The sequence below is a fragment of the Clostridium brassicae genome (genome assembly GCF_026738875.1).
In the GTDB taxonomy this organism is placed as follows: Bacteria; Bacillota; Clostridia; order Clostridiales; family Clostridiaceae; genus Clostridium_H; species Clostridium_H brassicae.
In genome coordinates, this window is the sequence record NZ_JAPQFJ010000022.1 from 21453 (window position 1) to 45601 (window position 24149).

Here is a 24149-nt window from a genome sequence, read left to right on the forward strand (position 1 = left end):
TTTATATTTATTGAATATCATTTTAAATAAATCATATACATCTTCTAAGTGCATTTAAGGTTTTCTCTATCATTTCTTCGTTTACACAACCCATATGCCCTATTCTTATCATTTTTCCTTTTAAATTTTGTTGTCCTCCTGCAATTACTATTCCGAATTCATCTTCCATTCTCTTTTTTATGTCAGAAGCTATATTATCTTTATTAAAACTTATAGCTGTAACATTATTAGAAAGATAGTTTTTATCTGTATAAATATTAAGCCCCATTTTTTCTACTTCTACCCTAAGATTTTTAGCAAGTCTTTCATGTCTTGCATATACATTGTCAAGCCCCTCCTCTTCTATCATTTTAAGTGCTTCATTAGTAGCTACAATCAATGAAACCGCTGGTGTATATGGATTTTGAGGCATTGATTTTTCAAGACTTTCCCTTGCTGACTTAAAATTAAAATAAAATTTAGGAAGATTAGATCTTTCTATAGCTTCCCAAGCTTTGTCACTAATACCTACAAAACTTAATCCTGGCGGTGTCATTAAAGCTTTCTGAGATGCTGTTACTAATACATCTATATTCCATTCATCCATTTTTGCTTCTATTCCACCAATGGAGCTTACTCCATCTACTATAAAAAGCTGATTTTTATCCTTCATAAATTCTCCTATTTCTTTTATGGGATTAACAGCTGCTGTAGATGTTTCATTGTGAGTTACTATAAGAGCTTTATGTTTTTCTAATAAATTATCTTTTATTTCTTGAAGAGTAACTCCTCTTCCCCAAGGTATGGAAAGTACATCTACATCCAATTCATAAGTTTTAGCAATTTTTATAAATCTATCACCAAACACTCCTATAGTAACTATTAAAACTTTGTCCCCTTTTGAAAATAAATTAGCTATAGAAGCTTCTAATCCCCCAGTTCCTGCACATGTTAGCGTAAGTACAGGATTTTTAGTCTGAAATACATATTTAAGTCTATCTGTCATATCAGCCAAGATGTTACTAAACTCTTTTGTCCTGTGATGAAATACTACCTCGGACATTTTTTTTAAGACTCTATCAGGTACATTAGTTGGACCTGGTGTCATTAATAATTTATTTATCATCATTGCCCCCCATTTATTAAATATTAATTATTTAATCGATTAATTTTTGTAATTTTCTGTATTTATTTTTTACTATAGTTTATTATATCTGCAGTTATTGTTTACCATATATTTCAAATTACAGTTTCAACACATTAAAAAAATCTCCATCCTCGACTATAGTCAAGGACGGAGACTGGAATGTCTACGTGGTACCACCTTATTTTACTGCCTAAACAGCCTCTTTACTTTAACGGGTAAATCCGATATAGGTTGTTACTCCTATACAGCCTTCAGGTCGGATTCAATAACTTTCATTGTGAATTTCCACCAAACATTCACTCTCTAAAAATGAAATATTATTTACTACTACCTTGCATAGCTTTTACTTTTGTATAATTATAATAAAATAAAAATATTAATGCAACAATTATTTTTTTGAAAACCTTTACTTTATTTAACAACATTTTTAATAATGTATTTATTTTATTTATATATCATATTCACCTCCCATATTATATTCTTCACCTATAATCGAACCATCATCAGCCCCATCCTCTAAAATAGTAGCTGTTTTATTGTATTTCTTTATAAGTGTGTATATATAATTTATGCCTTTATCACTCTTAAATTTTATGATTTTATCCTTTATATTTATAAATTAGTAAAATAACCCTAAAATTGTTTATTGTTTTACTCATATTACTTAATATTACGTATAACTATCCATATCATTGTGATAAAATAATTCTAATAAGGGGTGATTTTATATATGCAAAAGAAAATTCTTATTGTTGAAGATGAAAAAAAACTCTCTCAAATAATGTCTTTATATTTAGAAAAAGAAGGTTATTTAGTTACTACAGCACAAGATGGTTTAGAAGGAGAAAATATATTAACTGAACATACTTTTGATCTTATAATATTAGATGTAATGATGCCTGGCATAGATGGTTGGTCCATTCTTAGAAAAATTAAATCTAAAAATAACACTCCAGTAATTTTAACTACTGCTCGTGGAGAAGAAGAAGATAGGATCTTTGGTTTAGAACTTGGAGCAGATGATTATATGGTTAAACCTATAAGTATGAGAGAACTAATTCTTAGAGTAAATCTTAGAATTAAAAGTACATTTACTAATAAAAATAAGCAAATTATATTAGCAGATGCAGATATGATAATTGATGAGAATAAAAGAGAGGTTGTCGAAAAATCTCACATTATAAACCTAACTCCAAAAGAATTTGATCTCTTAGTATTCTTTTGTAAGAATTCGAATCAGGTTTTTAATCGCAGTCATCTTTTGGATAAAGTATGGGGATACGACTTTTCTGGCGATACTAGAACTGTAGATACTCATGTTAAAAATCTAAGAGAAAAATTGTCATTTTGCAGTCTAAATTTAAAAACTATTTGGGGTGTGGGCTATAAATTGGAGGTTAATTCATGAATCTAAACAAAATAACCTTAAAATTAATCAAATATTTTATATATATTATAAGTACTGCCATTTTAATTTGTTTTATTGGAAGCAGTACTTTTATATCTAAATTTTATAAACAAACTCAATTAAAAACACTTCAAAAATCAGCTTACGACATTTATGAAGGTTTAAAGGAAGGATACATGTATGAAGATTTATCTATAAGTATAGTTGTTATAAAAGACAATAAAGTGATTCCTCTTGGAAGAAGAAAGATGGCAATACAAGGTGCTTTTAGAAACGTAGACTTTAATTCTCTTTCTACTGAGGGTACTTTTAAAAATATTGGGAATGAAAGTTTTTTATACTATAAGATGCCTACTGAATTAGGTGACATAATCGCTTTTGAAAATACTAAATATTCCTCTGATTATTTAAAAATAATATATTTAACCCTACTTATAATATTCATTTTATCTATTATATTATGTATTCCTCTCATCTCTTATATAGGCAAAAAATTCACTAATCCAATTATTGAGCTAAAAAAATCATCACAAAAAATTGCTTCTGGAGACTTTAATTTTAATCCAAATATAAGAACTGGAGACGAAATTGAGGAACTAGCGATGAGCCTTCAATCTATGGCTATAAATCTAGAAAAAAAATACGAACTTCAAAAAGACTTTATAGCAAATGTTTCTCATGATTTTAAAACCCCCTTAAGCATTATACGAAGCTATAGCGAGGCTATAAAAGATGGATTAGTTGAAGGACAGGATATAAATAATTATGCTGGTGAAGTAATAGAAGAAGTTGATAGATTAAATAAACTAGTAATAGAAATATTAGAGCTTTCCAAACTACAAAGTGGAAAAATACCTCTAAGCAAAGAATATCTAAACATAAAAACTTTATTAAAAGAATGTATTGAAAAATTTAGACCTCTTTCAAAAGAAAAAAATATTTCTCTTTTACTTAAAGGGGAGGAATTTAAAATATATGGAGATAGAACTTACCTTTTAAGAGTCATTTACAATTTTATAGATAATGCTCTAAAATTCAGCCCTTGTAATGAAGAAGTTTTAGTGTGTACATCTTATGTAAACAGTAATGTCAAAGTTTCAATTATAAATAAAGGAAACGGTATCTCTCAAAATATGTTAGAAAATATATGGCATAAGTATTATAAACACGAAAAAAGTGGTGGAATTGGCCTTGGCCTTCCTATATGTAGTGAAATCTTAACCCTTCATAAATTTGAATATGGTGTAATTAGCAAAGAAAATCAGGAAACTGAATTCTATTTTTTAGCTCCTATAAAATAAATATAGCTATTAAGACAAGTTATGCACATTATCCACAATCTCTTGTGCATAACTTGTTAATGTTATGTTAATACACTTTCAAATTCAATGGATTATATTTACATTTATTGTATTATGCTATAATTTATTAGACTATTCTTTATTATATTCTATTATATTTAAATTTATAGGATATGATTTTAGATATAATTCACATTATCCACAGCTAACTGTTATTAACTTGTGTATTCTATGTTAATTTAAGGTATAATATATTATAAAGTATAGTACTTTACTATAAATTTAACTGAAAATTCAACACATTTCCTTCATTGTTATACACATTATCCACAGTTATGTTAATAACTTGTGGATAATGTGTTTTTAATGGCTAATTAATTTACCTTTTATTATTAACCTATGAGAAGCTACCCTTATAGGTGTACATGTTACTAAGGTAATTTCCCCTTCCTTTGTGTTATTTAACACTGAAACTTCTGTTGGTTTAACTACCATTTTTTTATAAACAATATATTTATACTTCCCTTTTTTATTTTGAATATATATTTCATCATTTTCTTTTAACTCGTCTAATCTATTGAAAAATTCATTATAAGTATAACTTCTATGCCCAGCTATACAGCAATTTCCCTTATCACCTGGAAGAGGTGTATCTTTAAAATGTCCTACCGAATACTTCAGTGTATTTTTGTCAATCCCTTCACAAATAGGAACTTTACAATCAATCTTAGGAATACTTAAAATTCCTATTGTACTATCTAAATTAGTATTACGTTCATCTTTATTATCGTTTATTTTAGAATCTATATCCTTTAATTGTTGATTAAATTCTTTTATTAAACTCTGCTCCTTCATATTACTCTTTATTCTTAAAAATAAAGCTGTTGTAATTATTAAAACTCCTATAAAAATAAGTGCAATACTTACTTTATTTTTTTTCATACACCTTCCCCCATAACATAATTAAATTTCCCCATTTAATTATACACTCGCTTTAACCATTGTCACAATTATATTATACCTTTAATATAATATAATTAAGGTATTACCATATAACTCTCATAGCACTATCAGTTGCATTTTTCTTTAAATCACTTCCATTTAATATGTATATTTTATTATTGTATCATTAATAATAACTGTATAATCTTAGTTTAATTTTTCACATAAAATTTTTTCAATTTTCAGTAAAGTAGTTAATTTTATGATATAATATAATCATAATTATATATGAGAGGTGATATTATGGATAATAAGATAATATATGTTGACTTTAAAAAAGCCTCTAAAAAAAGTAAACGTTATCTTAAGGGGAATAATACAAAATATTCAAATTATAAATCTTCTTATTTGATAAGAGTTTTTGATAAAATCAAATCTTTATTCAGTTATTGCCATAATAATAGATGTAAAAGTAGAGAACGTATAAGTTATAAACACTGGTTATAATTATCATCAAACTGCCCACTGCAGTTTGATTTTTTATTCATAAATAATTTATAATAATTTTTATAGATTATAATATAAATTCACTTGGAGGAATATATATGAGAGTAGGAATGGGATATGATGTACATAGATTAGCAGAAGATAGAAAACTTATTTTAGGCGGTATAGAAATTCCTAATCCTTTAGGTCTTTTAGGTCATTCTGATGCCGATGTTCTTGTACACGCAATAATGGATAGCTTACTTGGAGCAGCTGCACTTGGAGATATAGGAAAACATTTTCCTGACACCAATGCAAAATATAAAGGAATATCAAGTCTAAAACTTCTTAAAGAGGTAAAAAATTTATTGTATGAAGAGGGATATAAAATCGTAAATATAGATGCCACAATAATAGCTGAAAAACCTAAAATGGCTCCACATATACCATTTATGGTAAAAAAAATATGTGCTGCTCTTGAAATTGATGAAAATAGACTAAACGTAAAGGCAACTACAGAAGAAGGGTTAGGGTTTACAGGAAGCGGAGAAGGAATAGCTAGTCAAAGCATTTGTCTTATCACAAAAAAATAATAGCTTTTATATTATAAACATAAAATTTTATCAGCAAACTCTCTATTTATAAATAAAATAGGGTTGTGGTTTATTAAACCACAACCCTATTAGTAAATAAACATCACATAATCTACAATATATTTATTAGCTTACTTTCATTTCACAAACTTCATTTGGTATTATTAAATCTGCATCAGTCTTTTGTATAACTTCCTTCACTGTAACACCTGGCGCAGTTTCTTTCAATACTAATCCTTTAGTTGTTACTTCCATAACAGCTAATTCTGTTATAATTAAATCAACTGCTCCTTTTGCCGATAATGGCATTGTACACTTTTTAAGTATTTTTGACTTTCCCTCTTTAGTTGTATGAGTTGTAGTCACTACTACTTTTTTTGCACCAGTAAGTAAATCCATAGCTCCACCTACTCCTGGTCCATACCTTCCATCTGCATATGGAATTGCCCAGTTTGCGATATTCCCTTCTTGATCTACTTCTAAAGCTCCTAAAATGGTCATATCAACATGTCCGCCACGAATTATCAAAAAAGAAGTATCTATATCTACAATGCAACATCCTGGAAGTGATGTTATAGGTACTCCTGCAGCATTGCACAAAGTAGGATCTTCTTCTCCCAAGTTTGCATTAGGTCCAAAGCTTAAAACACCATTTTCAGATTGTAATATAACATCAACTCCTTCCTGTATATAATTGGCTGCCATTACAGGTATTCCAAATCCAAGATTCACCACCATACAATCTTTGAATTCTTGAGCTGCTCTCTTAGCTATAATTGTTTTTATATTCATTTTAATTCCTCCCCCTTAAACCTAGTAATTAAGTTATTTAAAGATTCCTACAGCTTTATACATCTCTCTTGATTTTTGAATAAATTCATCTCTTTCATAACCTAAACAAATTGCATTTACAAAAATACCTGGTGTTCCTATTTCATTCGCTTCCAATTCTCCAACCTCTACAATTTCATCAACTTCAGCAATTGTAATTTTTCCTGCTGTTGCCATTATTGGATTAGCATTTGCTGTGCCCTTATACACAATATTTCCTTTTTTATCAGCTTTAAAACCTTTTATTATAGCTACATCAGCACTAAGTGGTGTTTCAAGTAAATATTCTTTACTGTTGACCTCTATTTTTTCCTTCCCTTCTTCTAATAAAGTTCCAATACCTGTTGGTGTCAAAACTCCACCTAATCCAGCTCCAGCACATCTTATTTTTTCTATCAATGTACCTTGTGGATAATATTCTACTTGCAATTTTCCTGTCCTATACTGATTTACTACTACTGCATTAGTTCCTATATGTGATCCTATAAATTTTCTAACTAATCCAGCATCAAAAAGTTTTCCCATATCTTGATGTGTAAAAGAATTAACTGTTGATATAATAGTTAATTCTTTTGAACCTTGTTTTACTATCTGATCGATGGCTTTATATGGAGTATTGCACCCCAAAAATCCACCTATCATAATACTTGAACCATCTTTAACATACTTTTTAATAGCTTCTTCAATTTTCATAATTTGTGGCATTTTTTATTCCTCCTTTAAATAGATTTATCCATAGTATAATGGTAAACCAACATAATATATGCCAGTTTATTCCATATTTCTAAAACCAGGCATTTTTATAGATTTTACAAAATTAATATTCCTTTCATTAATTAATATTAATTAGTATTTTATATTATTCATGAATTAATATTAATTAAAACTAATTATTATTTATTAATACTTAAATTATATCATATTTATATTAATATTCAATAAATTTAAAATTTTTACAATTATATTTTTTAACATTTATTCATTTTATTATGTATGTATCAACTCCTTCCCAATATTAAATATGCATTTTTTAATAAAATTAATCATAAATAATAATATTTTGAAACAAGTTGACAATTATAGATTACAGATGTAATATATATTAAAGATTACATTTGTAATATGGAGGTGAGATAATGTCAAATATACCTAAAATATCTGATTCAGAGTGGCAAGTAATGCAAGTCATTTGGTCTAAGTCACCATGTACAGCTAACCAAATAGTTGAAGGTCTATCTAAAATTACTAAATGGAAACCTAAAACAATAAAAACTTTAATAAATCGTCTAGTGAAAAAAGGGATCATTAGTTATGAAGTGGACAAAAAAGATAAGAAAACCTATCATTACTTTCCTTTGTTCTTACAAAATCAGTGTATAAAAGCAGAAAGTAAATTTTTCTTAGATCGAGTGTTCAATGGTTCATTAAATGCTATGCTTGCAAATTTTTTAAATGAAAGTGAATTATCACCAGAAGAAATTCAAGAATTAAAAGACATCCTTGATAAAAAGAAAGGGTAAATGGTGATTCTATGCTATATTTTCTACCTACTTTTAAATGGATAATTTATTCAACTATCCTTGGAAGTATTTTATCCTTTGTTATTTTTATTTTTAAACTTTTATTTAAAAATAAACTAAACGCTCGATGGCACTATTGTGTTTGGTTATTACTAATAATAAAGCTATTAGTTCCTTATTCACCTAAAAGTACACTAAGTATTTTTAATATTTTAAATTTATGCAAAATAAACGTCACTGAAATAAATTCTACCTTAACTCATAACACTATTAACTCAGAACTAAAAGTTTCTACACAAAAACCAATATCCATTAAACCAAAAAATAAAATATATTCAAACCAAAATAAACCTATTACTACAGCAAATACCCATACTGAAGAGTTTAAATCTAACACCCCTTCAACAGTGTCATTTAACAATTTATCTCTATACTTTAAAATTACTTATATGTTATGGCTATTTGGAGTACTTGCACTTACTATTTTTACAATAACAGCAACTTTAAAATTCTATCTTAAATTAAAAAAACAACAAATATGTGTAGATAAAGATATTATAAAAATTTTAGCTACATGTAAAAATAAAATGGGTGTACATAAGGAAGTAATGATATTAAATACTAGTTTAGTGAGTAGTCCAGCAATTTTCGGATGTATACATCCAAAATTATTATTACCTTTAGAGATAAATAAACAACTTAATCATAAAGAATTAGAATATGTTATTTATCACGAAACAGCTCACTTAAAACGTAAAGATATTTTAGTAAGCTGCATAACATGTATTCTGCAAATACTACATTGGTTTAATCCAATTATATGGTATTCATTCTACAACATGAGACATGATAAAGAGTTAGCTTGTGATTCTCTTGCTTTATCATATATCTATCCGGATGAATATGTATATTATGGTAAAACAATCATAAAGTTATTAGAATACTATCAACACTCTAACCATGTTTGTGGAATGGCGTGTATCATAAATAATAAATCTATTATTAAAAGGAGAATTACTATGATTTCTTTATTTAAAAAAGGTTCCTACAAATGGTCACCAATACCAATCTTTATTCTAGCAATGATGAGCCTTGCCTTGTTAACTAATGGTAAAAATGCTCAAGTACTAGCTTCTAATAAAAATCCTAAGAGTTCAAAAATAGAACAAAACTTAAATAACAAAGATTCTTCCATTTCCGAATATGACATAGAAGGTAATCATTTTAAAGGTAAAATGTTAGTTATACCTAAATCCAAAAAAATATCTGTTGGTTTTAATAATGAAGTTTCAAAAATCACCAAAACAACAAGTGAAATAGCTAAAGACAATAATGCTCTTTGCGCAATTAATGCAGGTGGATTTACAGAATCTATTCTACCTTACGGTTTAATAATTCATAATGGAAATGTTGTATATAATGATATAAAAGATAAAGAATCCGAAACGGATATAGTTGCCTTTAATGAAACTGGAAAATTAATTGTTGGAAGACACTCCTTATCACAATTAAAAAAAATGAATATTAAAGAAGCTGTAAGTTTTGGACCTGCACTTGTAATTAACGGACAACCTATGATAGCAAAAGATAATGGTAACTGGGGTACTGCACCTAGAACAGCAATAGGGCAACGAGCAGATGGAACTACTCTTTTTTTAACTATAGATGGCAGAAGTAACCTCTCTTTAGGTGCTACCTTATCAGAAGTACAAAATATACTTATTGAATTTGGTGCTGTTACTGCATCTAATCTTGATGGAGGAAGTTCCTCTACTATGTATTACAACGGAAATATAATAAACCACCCTTTTGATCTTAAAGGTCATAAAGTTGAACGTATAACTTCATCAACTTTTATGGTATTACATTAAAACTCTAGAAATCAGTTCGTTTATAATTATTTTGTTTATTAAATCCTTATATACCTAGATTCATTAAGGTTATGTTTTAAAAGTTGTTGATTTTCTATAACTTATAATAGGCATATAAATAACTTTTTATTAGTTATTTATATGCCTATTATTTTCTAAGAGTTAATATTAGATTCTACTCTCTAATTCTTCGTCTATTACTTCTGTTGTCTTTATCTTTATTCCCTTAAAATCAGGTTTTTCTAGTGTTGCGCTGTTATCCTTTATAGTTACAACAGGAATATTTATATTCCCTTTACTTCCTCTCTCCATGGCTCCTACAAAATCATTATTATTATTATAAATATATCTCATATCCAACAATTTATTATCTATATCATTTCTTCCTTCAAATATTAGTCCTTTAAGTATTAAATCTTTTATTCTGTCACTTCTGTCTCCTTCTACATACTTTTCGAGCTCATCATCTACTATTTTATCCTTCTTCTTTCTTCGTCCTATATAAAGAGAAATTTGCATAATTTACCTCCTTCCTCAACCTGCATTCCTTTTCCATTTTCTAACACCTTGTTTAAAAAGACCTGATGGATTCTGAGTTCTACTTAAATACATTGCATTTTTAAATTCATCTTCAAGATAAGGCTTTAAGATACTGGCCCCTCCCCCTGTGAATATAATATTTTCTATAAATGGGAAAGCATTTTCCCATACTGTTTGTATTTCTAAAATAATCTTTCTTGCCAAACTCTTATATGCTTTTTCAATTACGGGAGTTAAATCATAACCTTTAATATGACCAGCTGCCACTATATAAGGAATTTGTCCATCTCCAACATAAAGATGTAACTCCTGCTCTATGTAATCCTGCACCCACATATAAGCTGTATACATTCCACTATTTTTTGTCTCACAAAAGTCTGAAAGAGGCTCTAAAGCATCAACTAAATAAAGGTTATGTGTTTTTCCACCAATATCTGATATAGCATTTACCTTTCTAGCCATATCCTTATTTATGATATTTCCTTTAGAATCTAATATTAACTCACACAAAGTCCCATGCGGTTGGGCTTTTATTAAAAGGTCTTCAACCTTTATAATTTTATTTTCAAAATCTTTTTGTCCATATAATTTCATACTTATACTATGCTGCCTTATTACTTTTGCTCTCATTTTTTCAATTCTTTCCTTATCTAATGTAGCCTTTACAGGCAGCCCCATAACAAGCTTTACTCTACTCATGGGTTTTTTTGACATTAAAGACAAATGGGTTTTTAACAAAATATCAAAAGAAGTGTCGTTATGCTTGTCCGCAGCTCCATTCCACTGCATATTTCTATCTTGCCTTATAGCACATTCTCCTACAAGATACTTTGAACCATTTACTTCAACTTCAATTCTACTAAGACCACTTTTTTTTGACTCATTCAAATCACTTTCATTGTCATAAATAGGTCTCCATCCTGTAACATATGACGGAGTTATAAACATTCCTGTGTCTTCAGATCTAGATTTAGTATCTGCATATCCATCATCGATTACTTGTACATTAAAAGAATCTACAATAGCATTCTTTGCTCCCATTTAGCCTTCCACCTCCGAATATTTCATATTATAAATAGATATATTATAATATATCTTCTTACCAATTTATTCCATTATAATACACTGGAATAAATTAGTAAATACCTTTTGGAAATTTTTTCAAAAACATTAAAGAAACACTATCATACTTCCTTAACATTAAGCAACCTGATAGTGTTTCTTTTGAATTATAGATATATTGTAATAAATTTTTTATAATTTATACTATAAGAATAGACTATGATAGAATAATCCTTTCGAGCTCTTTTTTTAAATCTCTTATATTGCCATGAAAAATAACAATATCAATGCCCATTTCTTTAGCTCTTAATATAATGCTTCTTTTACAGGGTTCTTTTGTCGCTACAAGTATTTTTCTTACTTCTTCTCCTCCAATTTGAGCTCCATATACCTCTAATTCATTTAAAGCTTCTATACCATACTTTGAAGTATCCTTACAGGATATATATATAAGCTTAGAATTAATAGATGCAAGTACATCTATTTCATTTCTTACATGTCTTTCTTCGCCATCCCATAAAAATACAACCCCACTTTTTATATCATCTACCTCTTTTATTTCCTTTACTATATTATAAACAAGTATTTCAAGCCAAGTACCCGTTTTTAAAAACAAGGTTTTTGTTTCCAATCCTTTAAAATTTAAGATTATTTTATCCTTACCTTCATACTCATAGTTAAAAAAATCGAACTGTTGAAATTTATCTAAAAGTCTATTATATTCCACTCTCTCCTCTTTATTTGCTTCAGTAATACTTATTACAGACTTTTGGTTTATATAATCATTCTCTTCTGCAGAACTTACACTAGAAAGAATTTTTTTAAATTTTTCCCATGAATCATAGTTAGAAATTATATATTCTATAAATCTTTTTATATTGTCATTATTAAACCATTTTGTAGAATGAGAGATAATTTCCCCACCTGTAATTTCTATAAAATCCTCCACATCCATATCTTTTATCACAATATCTAACTTTTCACATTTTCCATAACTTAAATCCAAAATACATTCATTTTCTATATCTATATATACTGATTTCATTTCCATTTTTTCTGCTATTCTATAAGTAAGTAAATTTATAATCCCTTTTCCAGAAGACAAGTTAACAAAAGTGCCCTCATCTCTAATGTTATTTAAAATATTTTCTATATTTTCTGAGTTTACTTCTTCAATACATTCTTCAAGAATTTCTGTGCTTGGAAGTTTCTCTCCTAAATACTCTTTTACCCTACTAAATTCTTCTTTATTATGATCATTAAATTCGTATAAAAATACTGTTTTCTCTGGATTCAAATTTAAAGTGACTATAAGATTATACTGCTCACTATTTTCATCTAATAAATTAATTAGCTTTTTACATTTCATAAAATCACCTATTTTAAACGATTAATACAATTAGTTTGTGCAATTAGTTTATTAATTAATCTTAATCAACAAACTATTTTTTAAGTGTATATTAATTTTAAAAATGGTTATGCTATTACAGTAAAATATTACAAATCTCTAAGGAGTGAGATAAGTGGGCAATACTAAAGCTAAGAATAGTAAAAAAATGGATAAAAGAACTTCTAAACCCGATATTATTCATGAAGATGAGATGAAAAAACACAAATCAAAAAAAGTAATACGAGGTGAGGAGATTTAGTATGGGAAAAAATAAAATGAACAATACCCAAAACAATAAAAAAGAGGATGGGAAGTTTAAGAAAAAGAACATAAAGCATGGTCACGCTGAAAGTTCAAGAAGCGCTTTCGGTTCACCTAGCGAAAAAGATATTGATGATTTATTTGACATAGACTAAACTAAAAAATAGAGTGAGGTTTTTTAATCTCACTCTATTTCTTTATATTAAATTGATTTTATTTTATAATTTTATTGTACTTTGAAGCTACTAACTAAGACCTTAAGTTCTTCAGATAAATTATCAAGTTTTTCTGCTGAAGAAGCTATTTCTTGAAGAGCAGAAGCTTGTTCTTCTGTAGAAGCACTTACTTCCTCTGAACTAGCAGCTGCTTCTTGTGCTACAGATGCTGCTTCAGAAATATTTTCTATAACAATATCTTTATCTGTACTTATTTCATTCAATGAATTACTTACTTCCCCTATATTTACTTCCAATTTTTTTATGTCTCTTTCTATTTTTTCAAAGCTTTCGTTTGTGACAGACATGCTAGAAGAGGTTTTGTCACTTAACTCCATTGAAAGTTTAAGCTGGTTCATAGTATCATCAATATTTCTTTTAACTTCTCCTATCACACTTTCTATCTTGGCTGCTGACTCTGATGATTGTTCTGCTAATTTTTTAACTTCATCAGCTACTACAGCAAATCCTTTTCCTGCTTCTCCCGCTCTTGCAGCTTCTATAGATGCATTCAATGCTAAAAGATTAGTTTGTTTAGTTATTCCTTTTATAACTTCTGTAATTTCTTCTATCTCATTTGATTTTTCAGCCAAAGATCTTACTTTTTCCGCAACTTCTTTGTTTGCTATATAATTTTCTTCAAAGGATTGTCTAAGTTCTCCGATTACTTCAGTTCCTTTGTAAGTAGCCTCTTTAACTTCAATAGCTGCATTAACCATATTATTTGAATTCGTTATGGACTCTTCAACTTTTTCTCCTAGCCCCTCAGCTACCTGTGCTCCATCACTTAATTTTTCTGATTGATGAACTGATCCATTAGCAATTTCTTGAACAGCCTTAGCTACTTCTTCTCCAACCGCACTGGATTGCTCAGTTACAGATAAAAGTGCTCCTGAATTACCCTTTAACTCATCTGATGCTCTATAAATTTTTCTAATTACTTGTGAAATATCTTCAGTAAATTTATTAATAGCATCTACTATTATTTCTAATTCGTAGGATAATCCTTTTCCTTTATCTACAGTATCAGTAAAATCACCTTTTTGCACTTTCTCCAAACTCTCCACAATTTTTCTTATAGGTTTAATTATACTGGACCCTACAAACTTAATTCCTATAAAAATTGCACCAATTAAAGAAACTATTGCTACTATAATATTAACCAATATTTCTTTGCTTATTTGGCTTGTAAGCTCTGCTTTAGGTATAAATCCTAAAATAGTATATCCTGAGAGTTCCTCTTTTTCTTTGAATATAACATAATTTATTCCTTCAATACGTTTTTCAAAAACTTCTTGGTCTTTTTCTAATACTTCTTGCATTTCTTTATTATCTTTGTATGTTGTACCTATTTTACTCTTATCTTTATGAGCTATAACTGTAAGATTTTTATCTATAACGTTAGAAAACCCTTCTTTACCTATAGTTATTTCTCCAACACTTTTACTCATAGCCTCTAAAGCTATATCTATACCAACTACGCCTACTACCTTACCTGATGCATCTTCTACTGTCTTTGCAAAAGTTACTACGTACATTTTATCATTTCCTGCATCTGTATAAGGTTCTGTTCTTATTATTTTACCTTTATTTGCTATGGCATCTTTATACCATGGTCTTGCAGTTGGGTCATAACCAGCTGGAAGACTTTCAGCTGTGGTACTTAGCATTTTTTTATTCTCTGCTCCAAAATAAACAGACAAGACATCCTTATGAGTTTTTGCAAAGCCTTCTAAACTTTTCATAAACCATACTTTAGCATCTGCATTAGCCATAAAAGCTTTAGCATTAGGATCCAAAGAGAGCATATCTACAGACTCTTTAGTTACTTTGTCAGCATTTTTTATGATTTCACTTATTTTGCTGACTTTGCTATCTGTAGCCTCTGTAAATTGTCTTTTAATGTTATTACTAAGACTGTAATAACTAATTGATGATAAAAGCACTATAGGCACTAATATACAAAAAACTATGAGACTAATAATTTTAAAATATAAACTTTTTCTTTTAGTTTTACTTAATTTTTTTTTCATACCCTTACACCTTTCTAATAGATTTTTATTCGTCCACTTAAAAATTGTCATTTATATCGTCATCGTATCTATAATTTCGTTTAGTAAAATTGTAACTTTATAATTATATTAAATGTAATATATGCCATGTATACCGTATATTTATTCAGTATGTAAATATATTCTTATATTTTTAAAATAAAAAAAGTACAGCTATAAACCATACTTTTTAACTTGTTTATTATGTTTTTTATAATGTAGCTACCATAACCGCTTTTATTGTGTGCATTCTATTCTCAGCCTCATCAAAGACTATTGAATAATCGCTTTCAAATACTTCATTTGTAACTTCCATAGCATTAAGACCATATTTTTCATATATATCTTTTCCCATCTTTGTATCTAGATCATGAAATGCCGGTAAGCAATGCATAAACTTAACATTTTTATTATATGTTTTATTTATAATATCCATGTTGACTTGATAAGACTTTAATAAATTTATTCTTTTTCCCCATTCATCCTCACTTTCACCCATAGATACCCATACATCTGTATAAATCACATCTGCATCTTTAACTCCGCTATCTATATCTTCAGTAATAATTATACTACCTCCACTTTTTTCTGCTTCCATCTTACATTTATCTAATAAGCTATGCTCAGGAAATAACACTTTTGGAGATACTATTCTAAAATTCATACCAACTTTGCAAGCACCTATCATAAGTGCATTTGCTACATTATTCCTTCCATCCCCTATATAAACTAAAGTTATATCTTCTAAAGGTTTGTTAAAATGTTCTCTTATAGTTAAAAAATCTGCTAATACTTGAGTTGGATGATCTTCATTTGTAAGTCCATTCCAAACCGGCACTCCTGAATGCTCTGCTAAAGTTTCTACAATACTCTGACCAAATCCTCTGTATTCTATCCCATCATACATTCTTCCTAGAACTCTTGCTGTATCTTTTATAGATTCCTTTTTGCCCATTTGACTTCCTGTAGGTCCAATATATGTTACATGAGCTCCTTGGTCATAAGCTGCAACTTCAAAAGCACATCTTGTTCTAGTAGAATCTTTTTCAAAAATTAAAGCAATGTTTTTCCCTACAAGATTTTTCACTTCTCTTCCAGAATATTTAGATTTTTTTAGCTCTGCTGATAAGTCTAATAAAAAATTTATTTCTTTAGAAGAGAAATTCATCAAAGTTAATAAACTTCTATTTTTTAAATTAAACATAAAGATACCCCCTTTGTTTTATCCTATTATATTACTTCTATTTTAAATTTAAATTTTGAATATTTATTCATTAATTATACATTATTATACACAAATTGTCTACAACTTCCTTCTAAGAGGCATAGACATACATCTTGGGCCACCTCTTCCTCTTGAAAGCTCTGAAGATGGTATAGGTATTACAGAAATATTATTTTTGTATAATATTTCATTAGTTATGTAATTTCTTTCATAAGTTATAACCTTCCCTGGAGCAATTGCTAAAGTATTAGAACCATCATTCCATTGTTCTCTAGATGCAACTACCTTATCTCCACCACCACATCTTATAAGTTTTATATCTTTTTTTAAGTGTTTAGACAATATCTTTCTAATACTATCCATATCTTCCTTTATAATCAATTGTTTATTTTTATAATCATAAGTTATAGTATTAACTTTTATACTTTCCTCTATATTGGGGTGTAAAACAAATTTATCATAGTCTACCATAGTAAATACTGTATCTAAGTGCATAAATGCTCTTCTTTTAGGTATTTCAAATATTAATATAGTTTTAAACTTCTCACCTTTTTCAAATATATTTTTAGCTATTGTTAAAATAGCTTCTTTATCACTTCTTTGGCTATGTCCAATAGCAAGCACATCTTCAGATAATATTAATTCATCACCACCTTCAATACAATATTCATCTTCTCTGTTATACCAGCGTGGTATATTTTGTCCTCCTAAAATTGGATGATAAGAAAATATATACTTTGCAAATATAGTCTCTCTTTTTCTTGTCTTTGTCTTCATAGAATTTATTGTTACTCCACTTCCAATACAAGCAAAAGGATCTCTTGTAAAATAAAGGTTTGGCATTGGATGCATTATAAAAGGATAGTCCTTGTATTCCTCACATATACCTATTTCCTTATACCTTATACCTGCCATTATCTTTAAAATGATTTGTTTAGGTGTCATATACTCTAAATACCTTATAGTCTTCTCTTTTAAAATATCATCCTTTATATAACTTTCTTCCATAACATCATTTATGAACTTTTCTTTTATATTCTCATTTTCTATACTTTCTGCACTTAAATCCTCTAAATACAGAACTTCTATACCATTTTCTTTCAATGCTTTCGCAAATTTATCATGTTCTTCTACAGCTCTACTTAAATAAGGTATATCATCAAATAAAAGTATTTTTAAATATTCTGGGGTTAAATTCTCAATTTCCTCTCCCGGTCTATGTAAAAGTACTTTCTCAAGCTTTTCTACTTCAGAATAAACATTTATCATACTCTTAAACATATTAAGCACCTCCAATGCTCAGATATTGCAATCCATAACTATACTTTCAAATTATTATATAATTAAATGTTATCCTTTTTAACTCAATATTGTCAATATTCTGAAAAATAAAAACACTAAAGGCTACTTACCCCTTTAGTGTTAAAATATATTTTCTGACTTAAGTTATTATGAACTTATCCAATACATTATATAATTTATTATTTTTCACCGTACTGATCTACTATCTTCTTAGCTAATTTTTTTGTCGCACTTGCTTGAGCTATTAAACTCATTACTACTAAGAATATAAGTATTCTTTCCTCGTCTCCTTCTTTTAGCTCACTCTCTTCTATATATTTTTTTAGCTTCTCTTCATTAAATCTTTGAACAGTTAAAAAATTATCTAAACTTTCGTTTTGAATTTCATCAAATACTTTATATGCCTTTTCCCAAGATATAATATCATCACTTCTGTCATTTATTTGATTAAAAGCAAGCCTAAATACTTTTTTTATCTCTTCTGTTGTAAGTATAGGTCTCATATAACTTAAAAGCACTAATTGAGCTAAATGAAGCTTTGTATATCCCCTCTTTTTCCCATCCTCTGGCTTAGATATAACTTCATTTTTAATATAGTTTTGCACTATATTGTTTGTGTACTTTTCTTCCTCAAACCTATTATTTAGATAATCTATAACTTGAGATAAAAACAAATCATACTCAGGTAAGTCATCATAAGCTACTAAACTATTCTCTGACATTACTTTAGCTAAATTAACTATGTCCTTTAATCCAAACTTATCCTTTTCCACTTATATTACCTCCAAAAATTTATGTTTATACCAACCTTATCTCAGCAGTTTACATTTTTTCATTTATCCTTACAATATATTATACGGTATACATAACCCCATTACAAGTTTAAATGATATATAGATATTTTTTATACTTATTCGACAGTTATCTTTATCTTTAAAACTTTTATTAATTTGAAATTTTAAATTCACTATTTTATAATTATTAACCCTAACACTAGTTATACACATTATTGTACAAGTTATAAACAATTTTTGTGGATAACTCATAAATTTATCTCTATTATTGAGTTTATTAACTTTTTCTATATAACAAAAAAAACTTATCCACATTATCCACAATTGCTTGTTGATAACTTGTTGAATTTATGTGGAACAAATCGAGTATTTTTTATTTTAAAATTTCATTTTTTTTATAATTCTGCAGTTTTATACTTAATTTTATTACATTTTTTGTAAAACATAATTTTAACATTTATATTTTATTAAATAATTATTTTTTTAAATCATTTTTTAGCAATATTTTTAACTTAAAATAGTCAAATTATATAACTATACTCAATATTTATTATTAATCTCTATCTATGTAATTAAGAGTCTAATTTAAGTCCAATATCACCATTAGAAATTTATTTATAAGTCCATATTATTGTTAAAATATATAAAGCACAAATAGAATCATATCCTTATTTGTACTTTATATACCTTATATATTATTTAAAGCATTTATAAATCAATTCAACCTACTAAATATTATATAATGCTTATTTTTTTATTATATTATAATCCTCTAAGAACTTTTCTATTCCTATATCAGTTAATGGATGTACTATCATTTGCTTAAAAATTTTATAAGGTATAGTAGCAATATGAGCTCCTACCATAGATACATCTAGTACATGTTTAGAACTCCTTACGCTCGCTGCAATAACCTCAGTTGATATATTATACATTTCGAAAACCTTTACTATATCCGAAATAACTTGTAATCCATCTCCTCCAATATCATCAAGCCTACCTATAAAAGGACTCACATATGAAGCTCCTGCTTTCGCTGCCATCAAAGCTTGTTGTACAGAAAACACCAAAGTTACATTAGTCCTAATATCTTCTTTTGATAATATACTAACAGCTTTTAATCCTTCTTCACACATAGGTATCTTTATAACTATGTTTTTATTGATTTTTGATAATTCTCTAGCTTCCTCTATCATTTTATCACACTTTAAATTTATAACTTCTGCACTTATTGGACCATCTACTATTGAGCAAATTTCCCCAATTACATCTTTTATATTTCTTCCTTCTTTTGCTATTAAAGATGGATTAGTAGTAACTCCTTCTAAAATTCCCCATTCGCTAATCTCCTTTATCTCTTGTACATTTGCCGTATCTATGAAGAACTTCATATCCACACTCCCCTTAACTAAATTTATATACCTTTCCATATTAAACTAGTTTCTAAATAAATATCATTTTTCACATTTATTTAAAACTTATTTAATAGTTGATTACATCTTAATTATACTCCTATTTTATTGATTTAATTAAATTTATTGCCTCTTCTCTATCATTTATTTCGCCATAATAAGTTCTTCTGTCCAATTCATCTAAAATATATTTAATGTCCTTACCCATAGCTCCTGTTATATCTATTACCTCTTTACCATCTAAGAATCTTTTTTCTTTACATTCTTTAAAAACCCTATATTCCTTAAATAAATGCTCTAAATATTCTACAAGCACCTTTTCTTCATTATCTGGATCATATAGCATCTTTGTAGCATGCATATCACAATAAGACAGAGCTAAAATATATGGTATATACTTATCATACCTAGAAAAAAACTTATAAAAACTCTTTTTATAAGTTTTAACCTTATTCTTACAAAGTCCCAAAGGATACATATGCGCTTCAATTAACTTTTTAACAAATTTTTCTCCCTTCTTAGGAAACCCTATTTTTTTAGAAACCTCATCAATAATTTTAGCTCCTTCTTTATCATGACCAATAAAACTAACCTTTTCTTCCTTTTTTACATAACACTTTGCTTTTCCAATATCATGACAAAAAGCAGCAAAGCCCATATAATTTTTAATAGACTGTTCCCCAATCTTTTGGTCAAATATACTTAGCTCTAGACCATCTATATGTAATCTTCCCTTAGATAAGTCTATAAAATTTTTATACACCAAATTCATATGAGTAAAAGCATCCTCTATATGATATTTGCATCTACCTATAATTTTCAATTGATCAATATATGGAATAATAAATTTTAGTATCCCATTCTTATCTAATTCCTCAAATGCTACACCTTCATTATCCTCTTGAAGTATTGACATGATCTCCATAAAAATTCTTTCTTTAGGGCAATTAAGAATGTATTTACTTTCTTGAGCAATATTCTTTAGGCTACTCTTACTAAAATGCATCCCATATTTTATAGACAACCTTTGTCCTCTTAGAATCCTTATTCTATCATTTTTTATGCTATCTTCTGTAACAGGATGAATTATTCCATCTTTAATATGGTTTTTTCCTCTAAAAGGGTCAATTATTACATTATCAATAAGTTTTAATGCAATTGCATTTATTGTAAAATCTCTATTTTTTAAATCTTCTTCTATAGTATTTCCTTTTAATTTTGCCAAATCTAAAATTTTCCCATTTTTTGTACTCCTATATATTTGTTTATCTTTATTTAAATTAAATATTTTATATCCTTTGTTATATAATTCTTGTATAAACCTTTCTACATCTCCAGAAATAATTATATCTATATCTTTTAACTCCATATTCCTATTAATAAGCTTATCTCTTATATATCCACCTACTATATATCCAGAACTATTAGTGTCTTTTAAAATCGCTTTAACATCATTTATTATGGAATCCATTTTGCCACCTACCTATTAATATATTTTTAATATAATTCTAATTATACCATAATTATTTTTCAAATTTTTGTAATTAAAATTTTTCATATTTCTTACATTCTTAATTATTTATTTAAATTTAATAGTTATATTTTCAATATTTTAGAAATTTTCATCATAGGTTCAATACTTTCTATTTTTTTTATGAGCATTTTAAACCTAAAAATTTTAAAAATAGAATTAAATAACAATGCTTTTCGACAACAACTTGTCCATTATCCATATAATTACTATTTTATTATTTTATATTACAGTTCTTGATTTTACCTATATTTTACTATTATTTATATCTTCTTTTCTATATTTTCTTTTAACTCATTGATATATCTAGTTTTAAAGCTAAAGTAAAAATTTGTATTTTGTTTCAAAAAAAATATTGACTTTTGAATAAATTGGTAGTATATTAACTTTAGATGGAATTTAATAAGAATTTTGTAACTTTAACAAAAAAAAATCATTTTATAGGTTGACTTTATTTGTCATATTTGCTATAATTTCATCATAAAGATGTCGAAAGATGTAAAATAATAATTTTTAGGAGGAAGTTAAATGAAATCAACAGGAGTAGTAAGAAGAGTAGATGAACTTGGAAGAATAGTTATACCAATAGAGTTAAGAAGAACTTTGGACATAGCAGAAAAAGATGCTTTAGAAATTTATGTAGATGGAGAACAAATCATCTTAAAGAAATATGAACCAGCTTGTATTTTCTGCGGAGACGCTAGAAATGTTATTAACTATAAAGGTAAAAATATCTGTCATAATTGTTTAGAAACACTTAAAGAAGAAGTTAAATAGTTTATTTTAAAAACAAACCCTTTAGGAATATTCCTAAAGGGTTTAATTTTATTTAAATATATTGTAAAACTGCATTTTAATAAATCATCAGGTTAATTATAATAAGCTTAATAATTTAAAGTAGAACATATAAACCTAATGATTAACCTACTAAAGCCTAAAGATAAAACAATTTTATCTTTAGGCTAATTTAAATTCTATTACATATAAGCATAGATCAATGCCCCTATAATGGGGATTTACCTATAAATCGTATGTTGAATTATCTTGAAACTCTTCTAGCATGAGAATAATCTGATCTTCCTGCTAAAGAACTTATCTTAACAACATCACCAGTTTTTGGTGCATGAATGTAACATCCATTTCCTACATATATTCCAACATGATGTATTGAACCCTTTCCAAAGAATACTAAATCACCTGGTTGTAAACTACCTTTAGATACATATGCTCCTACTTCTGCTTGATCTCTAGAAACTCTTGGTATTCTTATTCCAAAATGAGCAAAAACATATTGAGTAAAACCTGAACAGTCAAAAGTATTTGGTCCTGTTGCTCCCCATACATATCTACATCCTTGGAATCCATATGCATAAGAAACTATTGCACTACCTGATGATGATGCAGGTGGTGTTCCTGTTCCCTGATTGTTTGAGCTGCTATTTGAGTTACCAGATGAACTACTACTTGACAAACTATCTCCTCTTGATGGTCTACTAGTTGTACTAGTTGCTGTTGTTGTCTTCATTTGTTCTATCATTTTCTTAGTTTCACTTATCAATCCTGAATCATTTTGTAGCACACTTGAATATAATTCAAATTGATGTTTTGCTTCAACTATAAGCTTATTCTGATCTGCCTTATCCTTATTGAGCTTGTCCATTTCCTGTTGTTGTGTTGCAACTAATGATGTTAATTGGCTTTGCTCCTTAGTTAGTTGCTCTTTTTTAGCTTTTATATCATCTTGTTTTTGTCTTAATTCACTTACTATTTTTTTATCTAACTTAGTAATTCTTTTTACTGTTTCTATTCTTGAGAATAAATCGCTCAAGTCCTTAGCTCCAAGAATTACATCTATGTATCCACCTGTACCGTTCATGTACATGGCTCTTATTCTACTATTATAAAGTTCTTGTTCTTCTTTTATTTCACTTTCTGCTTTTTTAATATCTTTTTCAGCAGATACTATGCTTGTTTTAATACTTTGTATTTTATTCTTATTAGCTTCCATTTGTTGCATCTTATCTTCTATTTGGCTATCTAATTTTTCAATAGCTTGTTCAAGATCTTGCACTTTTTTTTGCGCACTATTATATTCACTCTTATGTTGTTGTTGTTGTTGTTGTTGTGATTTAAGTTTTTCAGATAAAGGTTGTGCTATAACAGCTGTTGTACTTACAGATACTAGCAATCCTGCTGTAATTACTAATGACGTTAATTTTTTATTCATCATCTCATCTCCCTATATTCGAATTATTAATTTTCATATTATGTCAGTCTTTTATTCAACA

The 24149-nt window shown here is 27.8% G+C and carries 23 protein-coding genes and 1 other annotated feature; of the genes, 9 read left to right on the forward strand and 14 right to left on the reverse strand.

Going from position 1 to position 24149, the window contains the following annotated elements; translation table 11 throughout:
• Positions 1-31: 31 nt before the first annotated feature.
• Complete coding sequence (locus OW729_RS16380) at positions 32-1105, reverse strand: pyridoxal-phosphate-dependent aminotransferase family protein (protein WP_268062633.1); 1074 nt, start codon at positions 1103-1105, stop codon at positions 32-34.
• Between the two features lie 161 nt (positions 1106-1266).
• Positions 1267-1473, reverse strand: a binding site (T-box leader).
• Between the two features lie 383 nt (positions 1474-1856).
• On the opposite strand from OW729_RS16380, the gene OW729_RS16385 reads away from it, so the two are divergent.
• A complete protein-coding gene (locus OW729_RS16385; protein ID WP_268062634.1) occupies positions 1857-2534 on the forward strand; it encodes a response regulator transcription factor in 678 nt (225 codons plus the stop codon).
• Positions 2531-3835: a HAMP domain-containing sensor histidine kinase gene (locus OW729_RS16390; protein WP_268062635.1), complete on the forward strand. Its 1305-nt coding sequence runs from the start codon at positions 2531-2533 to the stop codon at positions 3833-3835. Before OW729_RS16385 ends, OW729_RS16390 begins: the two co-directional genes overlap by 4 nt.
• A gap of 363 nt (positions 3836-4198) precedes the next feature.
• Here OW729_RS16390 and OW729_RS16395 read toward each other — a convergent pair whose 3' ends face one another.
• Entirely contained in the window at positions 4199-4777 is a 579-nt protein-coding gene (locus tag OW729_RS16395; RefSeq protein ID WP_268062636.1) for a class D sortase, read from the reverse strand.
• Between the two features lie 303 nt (positions 4778-5080).
• Here OW729_RS16395 and OW729_RS16400 point away from each other — a divergent pair, with 303 nt between their 5' ends.
• Both OW729_RS16400 and ispF read left to right on the forward strand, forming a co-directional pair.
• A complete protein-coding gene (locus tag OW729_RS16400) occupies positions 5081-5284 on the forward strand; it encodes a hypothetical protein (RefSeq protein ID WP_268062637.1) in 204 nt (67 codons plus the stop codon).
• Between the two features lie 98 nt (positions 5285-5382).
• Entirely contained in the window at positions 5383-5856 is a 474-nt protein-coding gene (gene ispF, locus OW729_RS16405; protein ID WP_268062638.1) for a 2-C-methyl-D-erythritol 2,4-cyclodiphosphate synthase, read from the forward strand.
• Between the two features lie 126 nt (positions 5857-5982).
• Here the strand turns inward: ispF and OW729_RS16410 are convergent, their stop codons facing one another.
• Complete coding sequence (locus OW729_RS16410; RefSeq protein WP_268062639.1) at positions 5983-6648, reverse strand: 3-oxoacid CoA-transferase subunit B; 666 nt, start codon at positions 6646-6648, stop codon at positions 5983-5985.
• Between the two features lie 33 nt (positions 6649-6681).
• Entirely contained in the window at positions 6682-7392 is a 711-nt protein-coding gene (locus OW729_RS16415; protein ID WP_268062640.1) for a CoA transferase subunit A, read from the reverse strand.
• Between the two features lie 431 nt (positions 7393-7823).
• On the opposite strand from OW729_RS16415, the gene OW729_RS16420 reads away from it, so the two are divergent.
• Both OW729_RS16420 and OW729_RS16425 read left to right on the forward strand, forming a co-directional pair.
• Positions 7824-8207 (forward strand): BlaI/MecI/CopY family transcriptional regulator, encoded by a 384-nt coding sequence (locus tag OW729_RS16420; protein ID WP_268062641.1) that lies wholly within the window; start codon positions 7824-7826, stop codon positions 8205-8207.
• A gap of 11 nt (positions 8208-8218) precedes the next feature.
• Positions 8219-10078: a M56 family metallopeptidase gene (locus OW729_RS16425; protein ID WP_268062642.1), complete on the forward strand. Its 1860-nt coding sequence runs from the start codon at positions 8219-8221 to the stop codon at positions 10076-10078.
• 168 nt (positions 10079-10246) lie between these two features.
• On the opposite strand, the gene OW729_RS16430 is transcribed toward OW729_RS16425, so the two are convergent.
• The 3 genes from OW729_RS16430 to OW729_RS16440 all read right to left on the reverse strand — a co-directional run bounded on the left by OW729_RS16430 (position 10247) and on the right by OW729_RS16440 (position 13049).
• Positions 10247-10597 (reverse strand): hypothetical protein, encoded by a 351-nt coding sequence (locus OW729_RS16430; protein ID WP_268062643.1) that lies wholly within the window; start codon positions 10595-10597, stop codon positions 10247-10249.
• Between the two features lie 15 nt (positions 10598-10612).
• Positions 10613-11659 (reverse strand): ParM/StbA family protein, encoded by a 1047-nt coding sequence (locus tag OW729_RS16435; protein ID WP_268062644.1) that lies wholly within the window; start codon positions 11657-11659, stop codon positions 10613-10615.
• Positions 11660-11897: 238 nt separating this feature from the next.
• Positions 11898-13049 (reverse strand): Card1-like endonuclease domain-containing protein, encoded by a 1152-nt coding sequence (locus tag OW729_RS16440; protein ID WP_268062645.1) that lies wholly within the window; start codon positions 13047-13049, stop codon positions 11898-11900.
• Positions 13050-13203: 154 nt separating this feature from the next.
• Between OW729_RS16440 and OW729_RS16445 the strand changes: the two genes are divergently transcribed.
• Complete coding sequence (locus tag OW729_RS16445; RefSeq protein ID WP_268062646.1) at positions 13204-13329, forward strand: hypothetical protein; 126 nt, start codon at positions 13204-13206, stop codon at positions 13327-13329.
• Between the two features lies 1 nt (position 13330).
• A complete protein-coding gene (locus OW729_RS16450) occupies positions 13331-13486 on the forward strand; it encodes a CPC_1213 family protein (RefSeq protein WP_268062647.1) in 156 nt (51 codons plus the stop codon).
• 71 nt (positions 13487-13557) lie between these two features.
• On the opposite strand, the gene OW729_RS16455 is transcribed toward OW729_RS16450, so the two are convergent.
• From OW729_RS16455 to OW729_RS16480, 6 genes are all read right to left on the reverse strand, one after another.
• Positions 13558-15579 carry a methyl-accepting chemotaxis protein gene (locus OW729_RS16455; protein ID WP_268062648.1) on the reverse strand — a complete coding sequence of 674 codons (2022 nt, stop codon included), beginning with the start codon at positions 15577-15579 and terminating at the stop codon, positions 13558-13560.
• Between the two features lie 229 nt (positions 15580-15808).
• Positions 15809-16801, reverse strand: a complete 993-nt coding sequence (gene argF, locus OW729_RS16460; protein WP_268062649.1) for an ornithine carbamoyltransferase — start codon at positions 16799-16801, stop codon at positions 15809-15811.
• Between the two features lie 99 nt (positions 16802-16900).
• Positions 16901-18103: an arginine deiminase gene (arcA, locus tag OW729_RS16465; RefSeq protein ID WP_268062650.1), complete on the reverse strand. Its 1203-nt coding sequence runs from the start codon at positions 18101-18103 to the stop codon at positions 16901-16903.
• A gap of 200 nt (positions 18104-18303) precedes the next feature.
• Positions 18304-18846: a DUF1836 domain-containing protein gene (locus tag OW729_RS16470; protein WP_268062664.1), complete on the reverse strand. Its 543-nt coding sequence runs from the start codon at positions 18844-18846 to the stop codon at positions 18304-18306.
• Between the two features lie 818 nt (positions 18847-19664).
• Positions 19665-20309, reverse strand: a complete 645-nt coding sequence (gene fsa / locus OW729_RS16475; RefSeq protein WP_268062651.1) for a fructose-6-phosphate aldolase — start codon at positions 20307-20309, stop codon at positions 19665-19667.
• 121 nt (positions 20310-20430) lie between these two features.
• A complete protein-coding gene (locus OW729_RS16480; protein WP_268062652.1) occupies positions 20431-21801 on the reverse strand; it encodes an HD domain-containing protein in 1371 nt (456 codons plus the stop codon).
• A 588-nt stretch (positions 21802-22389) separates the two neighbouring features.
• Between OW729_RS16480 and OW729_RS16485 the strand changes: the two genes are divergently transcribed.
• Positions 22390-22638 (forward strand): AbrB/MazE/SpoVT family DNA-binding domain-containing protein, encoded by a 249-nt coding sequence (locus OW729_RS16485; protein WP_268062653.1) that lies wholly within the window; start codon positions 22390-22392, stop codon positions 22636-22638.
• A 262-nt stretch (positions 22639-22900) separates the two neighbouring features.
• Here the strand turns inward: OW729_RS16485 and OW729_RS16490 are convergent, their stop codons facing one another.
• Positions 22901-24088, reverse strand: a complete 1188-nt coding sequence (locus OW729_RS16490) for a C40 family peptidase (protein ID WP_268062654.1) — start codon at positions 24086-24088, stop codon at positions 22901-22903.
• Between the last annotated feature and the right edge of the window lie 61 nt (positions 24089-24149).

Bases quoted from the DNA above. Each gene is read 5' to 3' on its own strand.
- OW729_RS16380 (WP_268062633.1), bottom strand. From the start codon at position 1,105: ATGATAAATAAATTATTAATGACACCAGGTCCAACTAATGTACCTGAT.
- OW729_RS16385 (WP_268062634.1), top strand. From the start codon at position 1,857: ATGCAAAAGAAAATTCTTATTGTTGAAGATGAAAAAAAACTCTCTCAA.
- OW729_RS16390 (WP_268062635.1), top strand. From the start codon at position 2,531: ATGAATCTAAACAAAATAACCTTAAAATTAATCAAATATTTTATATAT.
- OW729_RS16395 (WP_268062636.1), bottom strand. From the start codon at position 4,777: ATGAAAAAAAATAAAGTAAGTATTGCACTTATTTTTATAGGAGTTTTA.
- OW729_RS16400 (WP_268062637.1), top strand. From the start codon at position 5,081: ATGGATAATAAGATAATATATGTTGACTTTAAAAAAGCCTCTAAAAAA.
- ispF (WP_268062638.1), top strand. From the start codon at position 5,383: ATGAGAGTAGGAATGGGATATGATGTACATAGATTAGCAGAAGATAGA.
- OW729_RS16410 (WP_268062639.1), bottom strand. From the start codon at position 6,648: ATGAATATAAAAACAATTATAGCTAAGAGAGCAGCTCAAGAATTCAAA.
- OW729_RS16415 (WP_268062640.1), bottom strand. From the start codon at position 7,392: ATGCCACAAATTATGAAAATTGAAGAAGCTATTAAAAAGTATGTTAAA.
- OW729_RS16420 (WP_268062641.1), top strand. From the start codon at position 7,824: ATGTCAAATATACCTAAAATATCTGATTCAGAGTGGCAAGTAATGCAA.
- OW729_RS16425 (WP_268062642.1), top strand. From the start codon at position 8,219: ATGCTATATTTTCTACCTACTTTTAAATGGATAATTTATTCAACTATC.
- OW729_RS16430 (WP_268062643.1), bottom strand. From the start codon at position 10,597: ATGCAAATTTCTCTTTATATAGGACGAAGAAAGAAGAAGGATAAAATA.
- OW729_RS16435 (WP_268062644.1), bottom strand. From the start codon at position 11,659: ATGGGAGCAAAGAATGCTATTGTAGATTCTTTTAATGTACAAGTAATC.
- OW729_RS16440 (WP_268062645.1), bottom strand. From the start codon at position 13,049: ATGAAATGTAAAAAGCTAATTAATTTATTAGATGAAAATAGTGAGCAG.
- OW729_RS16450 (WP_268062647.1), top strand. From the start codon at position 13,331: ATGGGAAAAAATAAAATGAACAATACCCAAAACAATAAAAAAGAGGAT.
- OW729_RS16455 (WP_268062648.1), bottom strand. From the start codon at position 15,579: ATGAAAAAAAAATTAAGTAAAACTAAAAGAAAAAGTTTATATTTTAAA.
- argF (WP_268062649.1), bottom strand. From the start codon at position 16,801: ATGTTTAATTTAAAAAATAGAAGTTTATTAACTTTGATGAATTTCTCT.
- arcA (WP_268062650.1), bottom strand. From the start codon at position 18,103: ATGTTTAAGAGTATGATAAATGTTTATTCTGAAGTAGAAAAGCTTGAG.
- OW729_RS16470 (WP_268062664.1), bottom strand. From the start codon at position 18,846: ATGTCAGAGAATAGTTTAGTAGCTTATGATGACTTACCTGAGTATGAT.
- fsa (WP_268062651.1), bottom strand. From the start codon at position 20,309: ATGAAGTTCTTCATAGATACGGCAAATGTACAAGAGATAAAGGAGATT.
- OW729_RS16480 (WP_268062652.1), bottom strand. From the start codon at position 21,801: ATGGATTCCATAATAAATGATGTTAAAGCGATTTTAAAAGACACTAAT.
- OW729_RS16485 (WP_268062653.1), top strand. From the start codon at position 22,390: ATGAAATCAACAGGAGTAGTAAGAAGAGTAGATGAACTTGGAAGAATA.
- OW729_RS16490 (WP_268062654.1), bottom strand. From the start codon at position 24,088: ATGAATAAAAAATTAACGTCATTAGTAATTACAGCAGGATTGCTAGTA.